This is a genomic window from Pseudomonas sp. TE6283, from assembly GCF_054060555.1.
The window spans coordinates 1-17,032 of record NZ_JBSSDH010000024.1; the positions used below are offsets into that span (position 1 = coordinate 1).

14 protein-coding genes and 1 pseudogene are annotated in these 17,032 nt (G+C 62.3%); 4 read left to right on the forward strand and 11 right to left on the reverse strand.

Translation table 11 applies throughout. The features are described 5' to 3' along the window. Positions 1–313 precede the first annotated feature (313 nt). From ACVWZ5_RS22940 to ACVWZ5_RS22970, 7 genes and pseudogenes are all read right to left on the reverse strand, one after another. On the reverse strand, positions 314–1,081 hold the full coding sequence (locus ACVWZ5_RS22940) for a hypothetical protein (RefSeq protein ID WP_457340885.1): 768 nt from the start codon (positions 1,079–1,081) through the stop codon (positions 314–316). Beyond that, positions 1,081–1,512, reverse strand: a complete 432-nt coding sequence (locus ACVWZ5_RS22945) for a hypothetical protein (protein WP_457340886.1) — start codon at positions 1,510–1,512, stop codon at positions 1,081–1,083. Before ACVWZ5_RS22945 ends, ACVWZ5_RS22940 begins: the two co-directional genes overlap by 1 nt. A 208-nt stretch (positions 1,513–1,720) precedes the next feature. Continuing rightward, positions 1,721–2,931, reverse strand: a pseudogene (locus ACVWZ5_RS22950) (tyrosine-type recombinase/integrase). A 307-nt stretch (positions 2,932–3,238) separates the two neighbouring features. Beyond that, a complete protein-coding gene (guaA, locus tag ACVWZ5_RS22955; protein ID WP_062360446.1) occupies positions 3,239–4,816 on the reverse strand; it encodes a glutamine-hydrolyzing GMP synthase in 1,578 nt (525 codons plus the stop codon). Between the two features lie 75 nt (positions 4,817–4,891). Beyond that, positions 4,892–6,361: an IMP dehydrogenase gene (gene guaB / locus ACVWZ5_RS22960; protein WP_028691634.1), complete on the reverse strand. Its 1,470-nt coding sequence runs from the start codon at positions 6,359–6,361 to the stop codon at positions 4,892–4,894. Positions 6,362–6,447: 86 nt separating this feature from the next. After that, a complete protein-coding gene (locus ACVWZ5_RS22965) occupies positions 6,448–7,005 on the reverse strand; it encodes a hypothetical protein (protein ID WP_023628476.1) in 558 nt (185 codons plus the stop codon). A 50-nt stretch (positions 7,006–7,055) separates the two neighbouring features. Continuing rightward, positions 7,056–7,811, reverse strand: coding sequence for a sulfite exporter TauE/SafE family protein (locus ACVWZ5_RS22970; protein ID WP_062575011.1), 756 nt, complete (start codon positions 7,809–7,811; stop codon positions 7,056–7,058). Between the two features lie 97 nt (positions 7,812–7,908). On the opposite strand from ACVWZ5_RS22970, the gene ACVWZ5_RS22975 reads away from it, so the two are divergent. After that, positions 7,909–8,808 (forward strand): LysR family transcriptional regulator, encoded by a 900-nt coding sequence (locus tag ACVWZ5_RS22975; RefSeq protein WP_280070731.1) that lies wholly within the window; start codon positions 7,909–7,911, stop codon positions 8,806–8,808. Here ACVWZ5_RS22975 and ACVWZ5_RS22980 read toward each other — a convergent pair. After that, a complete protein-coding gene (locus tag ACVWZ5_RS22980; RefSeq protein ID WP_186599427.1) occupies positions 8,796–9,560 on the reverse strand; it encodes an N-acetylmuramoyl-L-alanine amidase in 765 nt (254 codons plus the stop codon). The genes ACVWZ5_RS22975 and ACVWZ5_RS22980 overlap by 13 nt on opposite strands. A gap of 137 nt (positions 9,561–9,697) precedes the next feature. Between ACVWZ5_RS22980 and xseA the strand changes: the two genes are divergently transcribed. The 3 genes from xseA to leuA all read left to right on the forward strand — a co-directional run bounded on the left by xseA (position 9,698) and on the right by leuA (position 13,951). Then, complete coding sequence (xseA, locus tag ACVWZ5_RS22985; protein WP_084943476.1) at positions 9,698–11,077, forward strand: exodeoxyribonuclease VII large subunit; 1,380 nt, start codon at positions 9,698–9,700, stop codon at positions 11,075–11,077. Between the two features lie 3 nt (positions 11,078–11,080). Then, complete coding sequence (locus ACVWZ5_RS22990; protein ID WP_084943474.1) at positions 11,081–11,908, forward strand: M23 family metallopeptidase; 828 nt, start codon at positions 11,081–11,083, stop codon at positions 11,906–11,908. A gap of 369 nt (positions 11,909–12,277) precedes the next feature. Then, positions 12,278–13,951: a 2-isopropylmalate synthase gene (gene leuA / locus ACVWZ5_RS22995; RefSeq protein WP_028691640.1), complete on the forward strand. Its 1,674-nt coding sequence runs from the start codon at positions 12,278–12,280 to the stop codon at positions 13,949–13,951. Positions 13,952–14,110: 159 nt separating this feature from the next. Here the strand turns inward: leuA and ACVWZ5_RS23000 are convergent, their stop codons facing one another. Genes ACVWZ5_RS23000 through zwf form a run of 3 tightly spaced genes read right to left on the reverse strand, consistent with a single transcriptional unit; the run spans position 14,111 to position 16,972 of the window. Beyond that, positions 14,111–14,785: a bifunctional 4-hydroxy-2-oxoglutarate aldolase/2-dehydro-3-deoxy-phosphogluconate aldolase gene (locus ACVWZ5_RS23000; RefSeq protein WP_084943472.1), complete on the reverse strand. Its 675-nt coding sequence runs from the start codon at positions 14,783–14,785 to the stop codon at positions 14,111–14,113. A 17-nt stretch (positions 14,786–14,802) separates the two neighbouring features. Next, positions 14,803–15,516: a 6-phosphogluconolactonase gene (pgl, locus tag ACVWZ5_RS23005; RefSeq protein WP_062575017.1), complete on the reverse strand. Its 714-nt coding sequence runs from the start codon at positions 15,514–15,516 to the stop codon at positions 14,803–14,805. After that, complete coding sequence (gene zwf / locus ACVWZ5_RS23010) at positions 15,503–16,972, reverse strand: glucose-6-phosphate dehydrogenase (protein ID WP_028691962.1); 1,470 nt, start codon at positions 16,970–16,972, stop codon at positions 15,503–15,505. Before zwf ends, pgl begins: the two co-directional genes overlap by 14 nt. Positions 16,973–17,032 lie beyond the last annotated feature (60 nt).

Below are 17,032 nucleotides of genomic sequence, written 5' to 3' on the forward strand. Positions count from 1 at the left end.
GTCGACACAGCAGTGCTATGCAGCTGTCTCCAGTAGAGTATGAGAAACGCTATTTTCTGAGCTTGGAGAGTGTCTAGGAAACCAGGGGCGATTCAAACCACACGTTTGAACTCAATGAGACGGTCACTTGCATTCGACTTAATCAGTCTTTCGAATGACTTAGGAGCGAAAGCAGCCATGTACGGTCGGTAGCCAATCCAAAGCAGACCCTCGTTAAAAACTGCCAACAGCCAATAAGAATATTTCGAATTCGCAGAGCATCTGGTCACTTCAGTTTGTTTACCGACGCTTGCCGCATAGACCCCATCAAACCTCACCGATTACTCCAGGGCTCATCATTCGCAGCCGGATTATACTCCGAGCAACGAACACAATGATCACAATTAATTATTGTACCTCCGTACTCAAATACTTCAAAGTTCGGATCTTCACTTATGCAATTAGCAATATGCTGCTTGGAGAATGGAATCTTCGTCACTCTTGCGATTGGGCACTCCGGCTCTTTAACAACATCAAATGTAACTATCTCCGTGACATAAGCGAGCTTAACTGCCTCAACGTCATCATACGTTTCACCCAAACAATGACCGCATGATGAAATCTCATCATTACATATATTGCAGCGCTCAGCAAATTCTTCACATTTGACACCACTGTATTTCCGCCCACTCCTATGATCGCAGTCCACAGGGTCCATATCACATATAGAGCATTTATATTTCTCAAAACCCCGCATACTAAATCCAAAGTCACGATGCAGAAGCATATTGGGGCATTTTGTGAAATAAAAGCCGTCTTCAAACTCCAGGGCGCACCCGTAATCCTCATGCAGCACTGCCCCTATAGAGTGCATCTGCTTTGAAATTGGAACTCGTAAATCTTTAGCTATCCAGAAAACATTAAGGAGCATACTCAAAGCGTGCCTAAGCTTAGGTTCTGGATCTATCAGATCTCCAGCGTTGTAGTCCGCAATAATCTTTTGCGCCTCATTGAAGCTATTCTCCGCCATGCTGGAAAAGTTTATATTTCCAAAAGCCATCACTCGCACCTCAAAGGCTGGCTCATTATCTTCTTCGCTCATCAATGATCCTTTAGGCTATTTATTATTGACTCAACTTCCGCCGCCGAACCCTCTACAACTATTTTTTTATAGTTAGCGCCTTCTTTTTTTATAAACTTCACAGAGACCGTTTTATCTTTAGGTATATTCTTCTTCAACCAATCCGTTAAGAAATTAGCGAGAATCGAAAAAGGAATTCCGAAAATCAAAGGCAAGATTATGTCAGCGCTTCTTAATGCTTGATAAGTATGCACTTCGCCTTTTACGACAACGGCCTTGACGCCAAACTCCTTTAAATCTTTTCTCAAGTCTGGCGAGTATTCATTCAGGATATCAACGCCATCAGCACTGCCTTCCGGCATGATGTAAGCAACATCTTGCTCATGACCTATTTTTCTATTGGATATCTCTTCCAAATAGTATTCAATATCAATAATATTCTCTTCCAGCATTTTCCTGACCTCATATTTTACTAGAAACGACCAGCGAAGCATAAAACTTAACTTTTTTCATCCTTCAGCCATACTTGAGACTGGTATCGAACGCACTTGGATGATCGCGTCGAATGCATCCGACTGGTCAGCAACGATGAAAATTCTTGGTCAAACTTAGGATAAGTTCCTATCAAGCGATTGCTGAATTGGGGCGCAATCGCGGAAGCTACCCGTTTGTTTTCCGAGATTTCTTAAGCGTCCAATCATCAACCATATTTGCCCAATCTTGCAACATCGCACGGCGCTGTTCGCGATATTCAGCCTTGTTATAGACGGCTCTCACACCTTTTTGATCGTGCGCGAGGCACTTTTCGATCCAATCGGAGTTGTAGCCAGCCTCATGCAAGAGCGTGCTGGCCGTGCGTCGCAAGTCGTGGGGACCGAATTTGCCTAGTGGCACCCCTTCCTTTTGGGCAAGGCGATAGGTGAGCGTCAGCACCTGGTTGACCGTGGCCGCACTCATTGGCAAATCAGAGTCGTAGCGTGACGGCAAAACGTAGTCTGAACCTCCTGCCAAGGTTTTCAACGCGATGAAGAAATCCAATGCCTGCTGGGACAGAAACACCAAATGAGGGTTACGACGCTTCATCCGCTCTTTGGGGATCGTCCACAGCGCCTCGCTGAAATTGATCTCACTCCACGTCGCGTTGGTCAGTTCGCTCTTGCGCACCATTGTCAGCAGTAGGAGTTTGGCCGCTGCGCGAACCGAAGTCGCAGTGCCGATTCTGTCCATGTACTGGTACATCAGCGCAATTTCATCGGGCGTCAACGCACGGTCCCGCGGCTCAAATTTCGCGATGCTTGCAGGCCGTACCAGATCGGCAGGGTTTTCAACCTTCTGGCCACGCTCAATAGCCCAACGGAAGACTTGCAGTACGATCTCCCGTGAATGGACAGCGGTTGCAGGCGCACCCCTGTCCACTATGGTGTCCGTCAGCGCTCGCAGATCCTCGTGAGTGATTTCAACCAGCTTCTGATTACCAAACTTCGGCTTCAACTCACGCTCATAGACTGATCGGCGCATGTCTCGCGTCGAGTCCGCCATCTGGTAACCGCGCAGCCATTTTTCAGCCCAAGCGTCAAAAGTCTCAGCACCCTTCGTGCGCGCCTTCGCACGCGCTTTTTCCTTAGCTGGAGACTTGCCAGCGGCGACCATCTTCTTCGCCTCCCCTAGCCGCTCGCGAGCCTCTGCCAGAGTGATCCCCCTAAGCCGTAACGACCGAAGGTGATGGTCTCCTGCCGGCCGTTGATGGAATAGTTGTAGCGAAAGGAGATTGAGCCGGCTGGAGTGACGGCCACGTACAAGCCGTCACGGTCAATCACCTTGTAGAGCTTGTCCTGGGGCTTGAGATTTCGAAGCTTGGTATCGGTGAGCATGGCTTCCACTATTTCCATGAAAAAATACCATGCTCTGAAAAGCGCGGAAAAATGGGATCTATCCCCAGTAAAACCGGGCCTTTAGGCCAACTCGATACCATGCCAACACTGAGGCAAAGGAAATGGTATTGAGCGTCATGCATGGCATTAGATGCAGTCAATACCCCGTACCATGCCACACAAACACCGTGCTTGGCGATGCAGAACGCTACCCGAATTTGCCCGACCCAAAAAGCCAAAAGCCCGCAATTACGCGGGCTTCAGGGCATTTTTTGCTAGATCGTGCCGGGCAGTGCCGGACGCGGGATCATTCCCACTCGATGGTCGCCGGCGGCTTGCTCGACACGTCGTAGGTGACGCGGGAGATGCCGTCGATTTCATTGATGATACGACCGCTGACGGTTTCCAGCAGCTCGTACGGCAGGTGCGCCCAGCGCGCGGTCATGAAGTCCACGGTCTCGACGGCACGCAGGGCGACGACCCAGGCGTAGCGACGGCCGTCGCCGACGACGCCGACCGACTTGACCGGCTGGAACACCACGAACGCCTGGCTGGTCTTGTGGTACCAGTCGGCCTTGCGCAGTTCTTCGATGAAGATATGGTCGGCGCGACGCAGGATGTCGGCGTACTCCTTCTTCACTTCACCCAGGATGCGCACGCCCAGGCCCGGGCCCGGGAACGGGTGGCGGTAGACCATGTCGTACGGCAGGCCCAGCTCCAGGCCGATCTTGCGTACTTCGTCCTTGAACAGCTCGCGCAGCGGCTCGACCAGCTTGAGGTTCATTTCCTCCGGCAGGCCACCGACGTTGTGGTGCGACTTGATCACATGGGCCTTGCCGCTCTTGGCGCCGGCCGACTCGATCACGTCGGGGTAGATGGTGCCCTGGGCGAGGAACTGGATGTTCTCCAGCTTGCTGGCCTCGGCATCGAACACGTCGATGAAGGTGCGACCAATGATCTTGCGCTTCTTCTCAGGGTCGGCTTCGCCGGCCAGGTTGTCGAGGAACTGCTTCTCGGCATCGGCGCGGATCACCTTGACGCCCATGTTCTCCTTGAACATGGCCATCACCTGGTCGCCTTCGTGCAGGCGCAGCAGGCCGTTGTCGACGAACACGCAGGTCAGCTGGTCGCCGATGGCGCGGTGCAGCAGCGCGGCAACCACGGAGGAGTCGACGCCGCCGGACAGGCCCAGCAGGACGTTGGCCGAACCCACCTGTGCGCGTACCTGGGCAATGGCGTCCTCGACGATATTCGAGGCGGTCCACAGGGCTTCGCAGCCGCAGATGTCCTGGACGAAGCGCGACAGGATGCGACCGCCTTGCTTGGTGTGGGTCACTTCCGGATGGAACTGCACGCCGTAGTAGCCCAGGGCGTCGTCGTACATGCCGGCGATCGGGCAGCTCGGGGTGCTGGCCAGCACATGGAAGTTGCCCGGCATCTGGGTGACCTTGTCGCCGTGGCTCATCCACACGTCCAGGCCCAGCACGCCGTCGTCATCGACATGGTCTTCGATGCCGTCGAGCAGGCGGCTCTTGCCGACCACGTCGACGCGGGCATAGCCGAACTCGCGCAGGTCGGAACCTTCGACCTTGCCGCCCATCTGCTCGGCCATGGTCTGCATGCCGTAGCAGATGCCCAGCACCGGGACCTTCAGGTCGAACACCGCTTGCGGGGCGCGTGGGCTATTGGCTTCGTGGACCGACTCGGGGCCACCGGCCAGGATGATGCCGCGCGGGTTGAATTCGCGGATCGCTTCATCGTCCATGTCGAACGGGTGCAGCTCGCAGTACACGCCGATCTCGCGCACGCGGCGGGCGATCAGCTGGGTGTACTGGGAACCGAAATCGAGGATCAGGATGCGGTGAGCGTGAATGTCGAGGGCCATGACTCAATCTCGTCAGTGGAAATCGGAAACGACACGGGGCTGTCATGACAGCCCCGCTTGCTATTGCTTGAAGCCTCAGCCTACGCGGTAGTTAGGGGCTTCTTTGGTGATCTGCACGTCATGCACGTGGGACTCGGCCATGCCGGCACCGGTGATGCGCACGAACTCCGGCTTGGTACGCATCTCTTCGATGGTCGCGCTGCCGGTGTAGCCCATGGACGAACGCAGGCCGCCCATCAGCTGGTGGATGATCGCGGCCAGGGCGCCCTTGTAAGGCACGCGGCCTTCGATACCTTCCGGTACCAGCTTCTCGGCGCCGGCCGAGGAGTCCTGGAAGTAGCGGTCGGACGAGCCTTGCGCCTGTGCCATGGCACCCAGCGAGCCCATGCCACGGTAGGCCTTGTAGGAACGGCCCTGGAACAGTTCGACTTCACCCGGGGCTTCTTCGGTACCGGCGAACATCGAACCCATCATCACGCAGGAAGCACCGGCAACGATGGCCTTGGACAGGTCACCCGAGAAGCGGATGCCGCCGTCGGCGATCAGCGGCACGCCAGTGCCTTCCAGTGCGGCGGCGACGTTGGCGATGGCGCTGATCTGCGGCACGCCGACACCGGCGACGATACGGGTGGTGCAGATCGAGCCCGGGCCGATACCGACCTTGACCGCGTCGGCGCCGGCTTCGGCCAGGGCCTTGGCGGCAGCGCCGGTGGCGATGTTGCCGCCGATCACCTGCACTTGCGGGTAGTTCTCCTTGACCCAGCGAACGCGGTCGATCACGCCCTTGGAGTGACCGTGGGCGGTGTCCACCACCACCACGTCAACGCCGGCGGCCACCAGGGCGGCAACGCGCTCGCCGGTGTCCTTGCCGGTGCCGACCGCGGCGCCGACGCGCAGACGACCCTGGTCGTCCTTGCTGGCCAGCGGGTAGGCCTTGGCCTTCTCGATGTCCTTGACGGTCATCATGCCCTTGAGGTTGAACTTGTCGTCGACGATCAGGACTTTTTCCAGGCGGTGCTTGTGCAGCAGCTCGCGGACTTCGTTCTTGTCGGCGCCTTCGCGGACGGTGACCAGACGCTCTTTGGGGGTCATCACGTCGCGGACCTTGGCGTCCAGGCGGGTTTCGAAACGCACGTCACGGGAGGTGACGATGCCGACCAGGTCGCCGTTCGCCAGCACCGGAACACCGGAGATGTTGTTCAGGCGGGTGAGGTCGAACAGGTCGCGCACGGTGGCGTCGGCGTCGATGGTGATCGGGTCCTTGACCACGCCAGCCTCGAACTTCTTGACCTTGCGTACTTCGCCGGCCTGCTGCTCGATGGTCATGTTCTTGTGGATGATGCCGATGCCGCCTTCCTGGGCCATGGCGATGGCCAGGCGCGCTTCGGTCACGGTGTCCATGGCGGCGGAGACCAGGGGAATGTTCAGCTCGATGCCACGAGTCAAACGGGTCTTGAGACTGACTTCATTGGGCAGTACCTCGGAGTAGCCAGGTACAAGGAGGATATCGTCGAAAGTCAGGGCTTCTTGGCTGATACGCAGCATCGCGGGGGCTCCCGGGAGGGAAAAATGGAAGCGCGCCATTATACCCATCCATGGCGCGCCGCTCAATGCAAAATAAGGGCCTTCGGTCAGCCTTGCGGCAGTTTTACCTGCACCACCGCCACCGGCTGGTCCAGCCAGTCGGCGAAGCTGTCGAGGAAGGCCTGGGTGAACCCGGCCTCGCCCCAGTTATTGAAGATGAACCCCAGGTTGGAAAAGGCACACGGCTGCAGGTAGAGGAAGCCATTGATGTCGTCCTCGAAGCCGCACAGCGGGCAGGTGAAGTTGTCACTCACCCCCGGCATCCACTCCTCCAGGCTCTCGAACAGCGGCTCGCCCACCTCGCGCCGGCATTCCGGGCAGCCGGCCTCCTCGAGAAAACCGTCGGTGGGGGTGTAGATGCAGCGCTTGAGCATCACCTCCAGGCCATTGACCTGCTCACCGAACGGCAGTTTCTCGGGGTGCAGGGCCACCTTGCGCGCCCCTTCGGCCAGGGCATGGCCCATGCGGTTGCCGGTGCGGCCACAGGTGCTCAACTGCTCCTCGACGATCTTCTCGCGCACCAGCCAGCGCAGGATGGCGCGGGCCCGGGCTTCGTGGACCGGCACGGTGGACAGCTTGGGGACGATGATGCTCTGGGTGTTCATGCTTGAGGCGGGCCTGCGAACTGCGGTAATGACGCAATTCTACCGTCTGCTCAGGCGCTCAGGTAGCGACCGATCAACGCCAGGCCACTGGCCAGCACCAGCCAGGTGACCAGCCGCACGAAGGCCTCGCGGGACAGCCTCAGCGTCAACCGTCGGCCCAGCCAGGTACCGATGAACATCACCGGCAGCAGGCAGGCGGCCAGCAGCAACAGGCTGGCGTCGGCATACACCCCGGCGATCAGGAACAGCGACAGGCGCACCACCGTGCTGCAACTGATCAGCGCGACCTGGGTCGCCCGCACCTGCTCCTTGGCCTCCAGCCGTGCACTGAGGTAGATCGCGTACAGGAAACCACCACTGCCGAACAGGGCGCCGAACAACCCGCCCACCGTGCCCATGGGCACCGCCCAGGCGCCCGACAGGCTCGCCGGCCGTACCTTCACCGCCAGGCCATAGACCGCATAGGCGGTGACGAACAGCCCCATCAGCAACAGCAGCACATCGGACTTCAGGCGCAGCAGGAACACCACGCCCAGCGTGCAGCCCACGGCCATGAACGGCAGCAGCCTGAGCAGTTCGCCGCGCACCACGTCGCGCCGCGACGGCAGGAGGTTGCCGAAGGCGGCGACGAAGTCCAGCAGCACCAGCAACGGAACGATCCGCGACAACGGCATGAAGTGGATCAGCACGGGGCCGGCGACCAGCGCGGTGCCAAAGCCGGCGATGCCGAAGACGATATAGGCCACCCCCACACCTAGCAGGATGGGTAGCCAGTCGAGCATGGAAAACGACAGTTGAGCGAGCATCACGGCAATTCCTCGGGAGACCCCAGAAGGTTAGCCAGCGACAAGCCATGCCGACTAATATGCCTTTAAGCCACAAGATATCTGAAAAAGGCATGACATGACCTCGATCCGCCAACTGCGCTACTTCGTCGAAATCGCCGAGGCCGGCAGCTTCAGCGCCGCCGCCGAGCGACTTTACATCGCCCAGTCAGCCCTCAGCCGACAGATCAAGGAACTGGAGCTGCACCTGGGGTCCGCACTGTTCGAACGCACCGCCCGCCAGCCACGGCTGACCGCCGCAGGACTGGCTTTCCTCGACCGCGCCCGACACCTGCTGGCCGACCTGGAAAAGGCCGAACGTCTGGCCCGCGAGGTGGGCCAGGGCATGCGCGGCAGCCTGCGGCTGAACCACTCCAGTACCGTGCCGTTGACTGGACAACTGCTGCAGCGCCTCGGCACCTACCTCGCGGACAACCCCGGCGTCTCGCTGGAGATCGCCCAGCAATCGTCGGAGGCGCAACTTCAGGACATCGCCGAGGGCCGCCTGGAAATCGGTCTGCTGCGCCTGCCGGTGCTGCGCCAGCACGAGGGCGTGGAGTTGCATGCGCTATTCGACGAGCCCCTGCTGCTGGCGGTGGCGGCGAGCCATCCACTGGCCACGGCTGGCAGTGTCCGACTGGGGCAACTGCGCGAGGAACGCTTCATTTCCATACCCCATCGTCAGCGCGGCGGCTTGAGCTACCTGTCGGCGTCGTTGTGCATGAACGAGGGATTCTTTCCCCAGGCGGCGCAGGTGGTGTCGCGCAAGACCACGCAACTGCAGCTGATCCAGGCCGGGTTCGGGGTGGCGTTGCTGCCCCTGAGCATGCGCGAGATCGCCCCGCCCTCGGTCACCTTCGTGCCGCTGGCCGAGGCCTGCCAGAGCACCGTGGCCCTGGCCTGCCGACGCGACGCCGGAGCATTGTCGAGAAAGCTACTGGACAGCCTGCGCTCGCCACAGCGCGATCAGGGCATGTAGCGCTCCACCAGCGCAAAGACGATCGCCGCGGTTTCGGCATCCAGCACACCGTCAAAGTTGCCTGGCCGGAAATGCAGCTGGAACGCCCTGAGCACTGCACGCACCTGGGCCGGATCGGGGCTGGTCGGGAAGCTGTAGCCGTAGGTACGCAGCTTGGCGAGGACGACCTTGACCTGCGGCAGGCAGCCCGCGAACCGCTGCTGGTAGTACGCCTTGCGCGCCTCGTCATACCAGGCACCGATACCGGCCTGGTGCAGCGCCTGCCAGGGAAAAGCGGCACCCGGGTCGCTCTTGCGGCCAATGGCGATGTCGCTGTGGCCGACCACCTGGGTCGGCGTGATGTCCGGATAGCGCTGCAGGATCGCCTGGCCCAGCTGGATCAAGGCTTCCACCTGTTGGGGGTGATAGGGCGGGAACACGAACTGGCCGTTGCTCACCGAGGCCTGGTTGACGATCTCGATGCCGATCGACGTATCGTTCAGGTTGCTGCGTCCGGCCCAGCCGCTGACACCCGCGTGCCAGGCGCGCTCGTTCTCGTCGACGAGGTTGAAGGTGCGCATCGCGTCGAAACCTGCACTGGCGAAGCTCGGATCGGACGGGTCGGGAACCAGGTAGTGGGCACTGACCTGGCTGCCATTGGCCAGCGCATTGATCGAGCCGTTGAAATTGATGGCTGTGTAATGCAGCACCAGGAATCGCACCCGTCGGTTGAAAGCTGTGGACCGGTAGGTGTGGGCGTCTATGGGGTACATGGCGAACCTCCTCATGGGATCATGTGCCCAGGGTGCATCGCCAGGTGTCAGGGTCGTAAGCCGGAAATGCTCCCACCGCCGATGGGCGAGTAGCCGACACAGTGCATCCGCGCGACGGCTCCTTTATGATGCCCGGCATGATCAGAGACCCTTTCGAACGACTCGGCCTGGACCGCGAGGTCCTCACCGTCAGCCAGCTCAACGGCCGCGCCCGCGTGCTGCTCGAGGACGTGTTCCGCAGCGTCTGGGTGGAAGGCGAGATTTCCAACCTCGCCCGCCCGGCCTCCGGCCACATGTACTTCACCCTCAAGGACAGCGGGGCGCAGATCCGCTGCGCGCTGTTCCGGCAGAACGCCGCCCGCGTGCGCCAGGCCCTGCGTGACGGCCTGGCGGTAAAGGTGCGCGGCAAGGTTTCGCTGTTCGAAGGGCGTGGCGACTACCAGTTGATCCTCGACACCGTCGAGCCGGCCGGCGACGGTGCCCTGCGCCTGGCGTTCGAGGCGCTGAAGGAAAAGCTCGGCGCCGAGGGGCTGTTCAGCACCGAACGCAAGCAGCCGCTGCCGGCCCATCCGCGGCGCATCGGCATTGTCACCTCGCCCACCGGCGCGGTGATCCGCGACATCATCAGCGTGTTCCGGCGCCGTGCGCCGCAGGTCGAACTCAACCTGATCCCTACCGCCGTGCAAGGCCGCGAGGCCATCGCGCAGATCGTCCGCGCCCTGCAGATGGCCGACCGGCAGGGCTTCGACGCGCTGATCCTGGCCCGTGGCGGCGGCTCGCTGGAAGACCTCTGGTGCTTCAACGAAGAGGCCGTGGCCCGTGCCGTGGCCGCCTGCGTGACGCCGATCGTCAGCGCCGTGGGCCATGAGACCGACGTGTCGATCAGCGACTTCGTCGCCGACGTGCGCGCCCCCACGCCATCAGCCGCCGCCGAGCTGCTCGCCCCCGACAGCAGCGGCCTGCAGCAGCGCCTGGACAGCCTGCAGCGGCGCCTGTTGCTGCGCATGCAGAGCCGTCTGGCCCATGACCGCATGCGCGTCGAGGGCCTGGCCCGACGCCTGCGCCACCCGGGCGAGCGCCTGCGCCAGCAGGCCCAACGCCTGGACGACCTGGACATGCGCCTGCGCCGCGCCTTCGCGCTGAACATGCGCCAACGCCACGAACGCCTCGGCCGCCTCGACATGCGCCTGGCCGCGCAACACCCGGGACGCAACCTGAAACTGCTCAAGCAGCGCCTGGACAGCCTGGCCGAGCGCCTGCCACGGGCAATGCGCGAGGTGATCAAGGACCGCCGCCAGCGCTTCCAGGCGCAGTTGCAGACGCTGCAGGTGGTCAGCCCATTGGCAACCCTCGCCCGCGGCTACAGCATCCTTCTCGACGAGCGCGGCCAGGCCATCCGCAGCGCCGCGCAGACCCACAACGGCCAGCGCCTGACCGCCCGCCTCAACGAAGGCGAGCTCAAGGTGCGGGTCGAGGACAACCACCAGACTCCGGTCACCCTCTCGCTACTGGACTGACATATGCCCCGCCTGTTCGCGCCCCTGCTCGCCCTTGCCCTGCTGCTGCCGCTCACCGCGGCCAAGGCCAGCTACATCACCCGCACCCTCGACAAGCCGGTGCCCGGCGGCGTGGCCGTGGTCAACCTGGGGCCGGCCGCCAGCGCGCCGAGCGCCCGCTTCGACGGCAAGCCGGTGCTGGTGGTGAAGGAGCAGGACAACTGGCTGGCCATCGTCGGCATCCCGCTCACCCAGAAGCCCGGTAGCGCCGTGCTCAGCCAGGGTGGGCGCGACATCCACTTCAGCGTGGGCAGCAAGAAATACCCCGAACAGCACATCACCCTGAAGAACAAGCGCCAGGTCAACCCCGAGCCCGAGGACCTCAAGCGCATCGACCGCGAGCTGGCCGAGCAGGTCAAGGCCTACCGCAGCTTCAGCCCGGCCTTGCCGAGCAACCTGATCCTCGACAAGCCGGTCAACGGCCCGCTGTCGAGCAAGTTCGGCGTGCGCCGCTTCTTCAACGGCGAAGAACGCAACCCCCACGCTGGCCTTGACTTCGCCGTGCCGGCCGGCACGCCGATCAAGACCCCGGCCAATGGCAAGGTGATCCTGGTGGGCGACTACTTCTTCAATGGCCGCACGGTGTTCGTCGACCATGGCCAGGGCTTCATCAGCATGTTCTGCCACATGTCGAAGATCGACGTGAAGCCGGGGCAGGTGCTACGCCGTGGCGAGGTGGTGGGCCGCGTGGGTTCGACCGGCCGGGCCACCGGGCCGCACATGCACTGGAACGTCAGCCTCAACGATGCGCGGGTCGATCCTGCGATTTTCATCGGCGCGTTCCAGCCCTGAGCGTAATCGCGGGGGCCAGCCCGCTCCCACGCAGCCCACGGTGGCATCGTGGGAGCGGGCAGGCCCCGCGATTTGCGCAACAAAAAAACATCACGCAATAAAATCTCAACAAGACCGATTCAGCGGCCATAAAAACTCATAAGCGTCGTTATTTTAAGCATTCCTCTCAATTTTCCCGCAATGCTTGCCATCCCCCAACCCACTGGTTAGGGTTGAGCCTATGAACATCTTCAGCACCCTGCTCCGACAACACCGCAGCCTCTGCCTGGTCAGCGCCCGACTACCAGGGTGAATCGCGTCGCCTCGCCTTTTTCTCTCGTTTTCGTTTGGCAGGCCCGATCACGGCCGCACATAAAAAGGATTGCTTCCATGACCATGCTCAAAGACCCATCGAAGAAATACCGCGCGTTCCCGACCATCGACCTGCCCGACCGTACCTGGCCGTCGAAGACCATCACCCAGGCACCGATCTGGTGCAGTTCCGACCTGCGTGATGGCAACCAGTCGCTGATCGAGCCGATGGACTCGGAGAAGAAGCTGCGGTTCTGGAAGACCCTGGTGCAGGTGGGCGTGAAGGAGATCGAAGCATCGTTCCCGTCGGCCTCGCAGACCGACTTCGATTTCGTGCGCACCCTGATCGAAGACGGCCACATCCCGGACGACACCACCATCCAGGTGCTGACCCAGGCCCGTGAAGACCTGATCGCCCGTACCTTCGAATCCCTGCGCGGGGCCAAGAAGGCCATCGTCCACCTGTACAATGCCACCTGCCCGTCGTTCCGCCGCATCGTCTTCAACCAGGACAAGCAGGGTGTGAAGGACATCGCGGTCAACGCCGCCAAGCTGTTCGTCAAGTACGCCGCCCAGCAGCCGAACACCCAGTGGACCTTCCAGTACTCGCCTGAAACCTTCAGCGCCACCGAACTGGAGTTCGCCAAGGAGGTGTGCGACGCGGTGATCGAAGTGTGGAACCCGACCCCCGAGCACAAGATCATCCTCAACCTGCCGGCCACCGTCGAAGTCGCCACGCCGAACGTCTACGCCGACCAGATCGAATGGTTCTGCCGCAACATCAACCGTCGCGACAGCGTGATCATCAGCCTGCACACCCACAACGACCGTGGCACCGGCATCGCCGCCACCGAGCTGGGCCTGATGGCCGGCGCCGACCGTGCCGAAGGCTGCCTGTTCGGCAACGGCGAGCGCACCGGCAACGTCGACCTGGTCACCCTCGCCCTGAACCTCTACACCCAGGGCATCGACCCGCAGCTGGACTTCTCCGACATCGACGGCGTGCGCAAGGTCGTCGAGGAGTGCAACCAGCTGCCGGTGCACCCGCGTCACCCGTATGTCGGCGACCTGGTCCACACTGCCTTCTCCGGCTCGCACCAGGACGCCATCCGCAAGGGCTTCGCCAAGCAGCAGGACGGCGAACTGTGGGAGGTGCCGTACCTGCCGATCGACCCGGCCGACATCGGCCGCAGCTACGAGGCGGTGATTCGCGTCAACAGCCAGTCTGGCAAGGGTGGCATCACCTACCTGCTCGAGCAGGAGTACGGCATCAGCCTGCCGCGCCGCATGCAGATCGAGTTCAGCCAGGTGGTGCAGGGCGAGACCGACCGTCTCGGCCTGGAAATGACCGCCGAGCAGATCTACAAGCTGCTGCAGAAGGAGTACCTCCAGGCCAACGCACCGTATGCACTGGTCAGCCACCGCCTGCAGGAAGAGAACGGCAGCAGCCACGTGCAGGTGGAAGTCTCCGGTGAAGGCGAGACCACCCTGCACTGGCACGGCAAGGGCAACGGCGCCCTCGAAGCGCTGGTCGCCGGCCTGCCGGTCAACGTGGAGATCATGGACTACAACGAGCACGCCATCGGTGCCGGCACCAACGCCAAGGCGGCGGCGTACATCGAACTGCGCGTGGCCGGTGGGCGTCCGGTGCATGGCGTGGGCATCGACGAGAACATCACCACCGCCAGCTTCAAGGCGCTGTTCAGCGCGCTGAACCGGTCGCTGAGCCAGCAGCAGGCCAAAGCGGCGTAAGCCATCGCCGATGAACGAAGCCCGCATCCTCGATGCGGGCTTTTTTATTGCCTATACAGGCCCTATCGCGGGGCCAGCATTGGCAACACAAAATTCGCAGGCAAAAAAAGGGGCGCCGACCAAGCGCCCCACAAGCCGTGTAGCACACAACGAAATCTGTCAGTCCAGCAATGCCATCGCCTCGGCGCTGCACGCCTCGATCCGCGCCCAGTCGCCGTTCTTGATCCAGCTGCTGTCGAGCATCCAGGTGCCACCCACGCACATCACATTGGGCAGGGCCATGTAGTTGCGCACGTTGGCCGGGTTCACCCCGCCGGTCGGGCAGAAGCGAATGTCGCCGAACGGGCCGGCAAAGGCCTTGATCGCCGCCACGCCACCGCTGATCTCCGCGGGGAACAGCTTGAAGCGGCGGTAGCCGAGGGCGTAGCCCATCATGATCTCCGACGGCGTGCTGATGCCCGGCAGCAGCGGGATATCGCTGTCCACGCCCGCCTCGAGAATATCCTGGGTGATGCCCGGGGTGACGACGAACTGCGCGCCCGCGGCCTCGACGGCGGCGAACATGCCACGGTCAAGCACGGTACCGGCACCGACGCACAGCTCGGGGCGCTGCTCGCGCAGCACCTGGATGGCCTTCAGGCCATGTTGCGAGCGCAGGGTCACTTCCAGGGTGCGGATGCCGCCGGCGGCCAGGGCGTCGGCCAGGGGCAGGATGTCTTCCTCACGGGCGATGGTGATCACCGGCAGGATGCGCGCCTGGTCGCAGATCGCGTCGATCCGCGCGGCTTTGTCGGCCATCGAGAGCAAAGGCTGTGGGCGTTCGAGGGTGGTCATGACAATGGGTCCTTGGCTCATGGGCACCAGTAGATGTCCAGGGGGTCGTGAAGAAAGGCGCGAATCGGCATTTCGGTAGGGTCTTCGGCCGCCAGGGCGGCACGCAGGGTGGTGAGCTTGCCCGCGCCTTGCACGGACAGGGCGATGAAACCGGCACTGGCCAGCAGCGCGCGAGTCATGCTCAGGCGCTGGTGCGGCACGCTCGGCGCCAGCATCGGCAGGCAGCGACGCTCGCCGACCTTGGCCAGGCCCTGGCGCAGGTTGGGGCTGGCCGGGAACAGCGAAGCCGTGTGGCCGTCATCGCCCATGCCCAGCACCAGCACATCGATCGGCGGCAGGTCGGCGAGGACCTGGTCGGCCTGCTCGGCGGCGGCCTCCAGGGTCGCGGCGCTCTGGTACAGGCCGATGAAACGCGCCTTGGCCGCCGGGCCCTTGAACAGATGGCGGGCCAGCAGGCCGGCGTTGCTGTCGTCGTGCTCCACCGGCACCCAGCGCTCGTCCGCCAGGCTCACGGTGACCTTCGACCAGTCCAGCGCCTCTGCCGCCAGCTTCTCGAGAAACGCCACAGGGCTGCGGCCGCCGGACAGCACCACGCAGGCCTGGCCCTTGCTGGCGATGGCCTGGCGCAGGCGCTCGGCCACATCATGGGCCAGGGTCGCCGCCAGGGTTTTCGCATCAGACAGCTGGTGCGCCTTCACCGTCGCCGGCAGTTGCAGTTCAGATATCGCCATACCAGGCCCTCCCATCACGAGTGATCAAAGCAATCGAGCTCATCGGCCCCCAGGAACCGGCCGCATAGGGCTTGGGCGCGTCGCCGCTGGTCTTCCAGCCGGCGATCAGCTGATCGCACCATTTCCAGGCGTATTCGATCTCGTCCTTGCGCACGAACAGGTTCTGGTTGCCGCGCATCACTTCCAGCAGCAGACGCTCGTAGGCATCCGGAATCCGCGCGCTGCGCCAGGTGTCTGAGAAATTCAACTGCAGCGGGCCGCTGCGCAGTTGCATGCCCTTGTCCAGGCCCTGTTCCTTGGTCATCACCCGCAGCGAAATGCCTTCGTCCGGCTGCAGGCGGATGATCAGCTTGTTGCCGATCTGCAAACGCTGTTCCGGGGCGAAGATGTAGTGCGGGGTTTCCTTGAAGTGGATGACGATCTGCGACAGCTTCTGCGGCATGCGCTTGCCGGTGCGCAGGTAGAACGGCACACCCGACCAGCGCCAGTTGCGGATATCGGCGCGCAGGGCGACGAAGGTCTCGGTGTCGCTCTGGGCGTTGGCGTTGTCCTCTTCCAGGTAGCCCGGCACCGGCTTGCCGTCGCTGAAGCCGGCAATGTACTGGCCGCGCACCACATGGGTGCTCAGGCCTTCGCCGGTGATCGGTGCCAGTGCCTTGAGCACCTTGACCTTCTCGTCGCGGATGCTGTCGGCCGACAGGTCGCTGGGCGGGTCCATGGCAATCAGGCAGAGCAGCTGCAGCAGGTGGTTCTGGATCATGTCGCGCAGCTGGCCGGCCTTGTCGAAGTAACCCCAGCGGCCCTCGATGCCGACCTTCTCGGCGACGGTGATCTCCACATGGGAGATCGAATTCTGGTTCCACTGGGTTTCGAACAGGCTGTTGGCGAAGCGCAGGGCGATCAGGTTCTGCACCGTCTCCTTGCCCAGGTAGTGGTCGATGCGGTAGACCCGGCTCTCGGGGAAGAACCGCGCCACGGCATCGTTGACCCGGCGCGACGACTCCAGGTCGTGGCCAATCGGCTTTTCCAGCACCACGCGGGTGCGCGAGGCCAGGCCGGCCTTGTCGAGGTTCTCGCAGATCGCGCCGTAGACCGCCGCCGCCGTGGCGAAGTAGGCGATCAGCGGCTGCCCGCTCGGCGCCTGTTCGGCCAGGGCCTGGTAGCCCTCCGGTTCGACGAAGTCCAGGTGCAGGTAGCTCAGGCGCCCGAGGAAGCGCCCCAGGGAAGCGGCATCGATCTCGGCCTCCGGCACATGGCGGCGCAGATGGGCTTCGATGCTGTTCAGGTGGTCCTGCACACTGCCCGGCTCGCGGGCCAGGGCCAGCAGGCGGGTGTCCGGGTGCAGGAGGTCGGCGCGGTCGAGCTGGTAGAGCGCGGGAAACAGCTTGCGCAACGCCAGGTCGCCGAGGGCGCCAAAGAGGGCGAAGGTGCAGGGTTCGACACTGATCGCGGCCATGATGTTGGTTCTTTTATAAATGTTGGACTAGGAATACCGGTTTCAACCCTGCATTTCAAG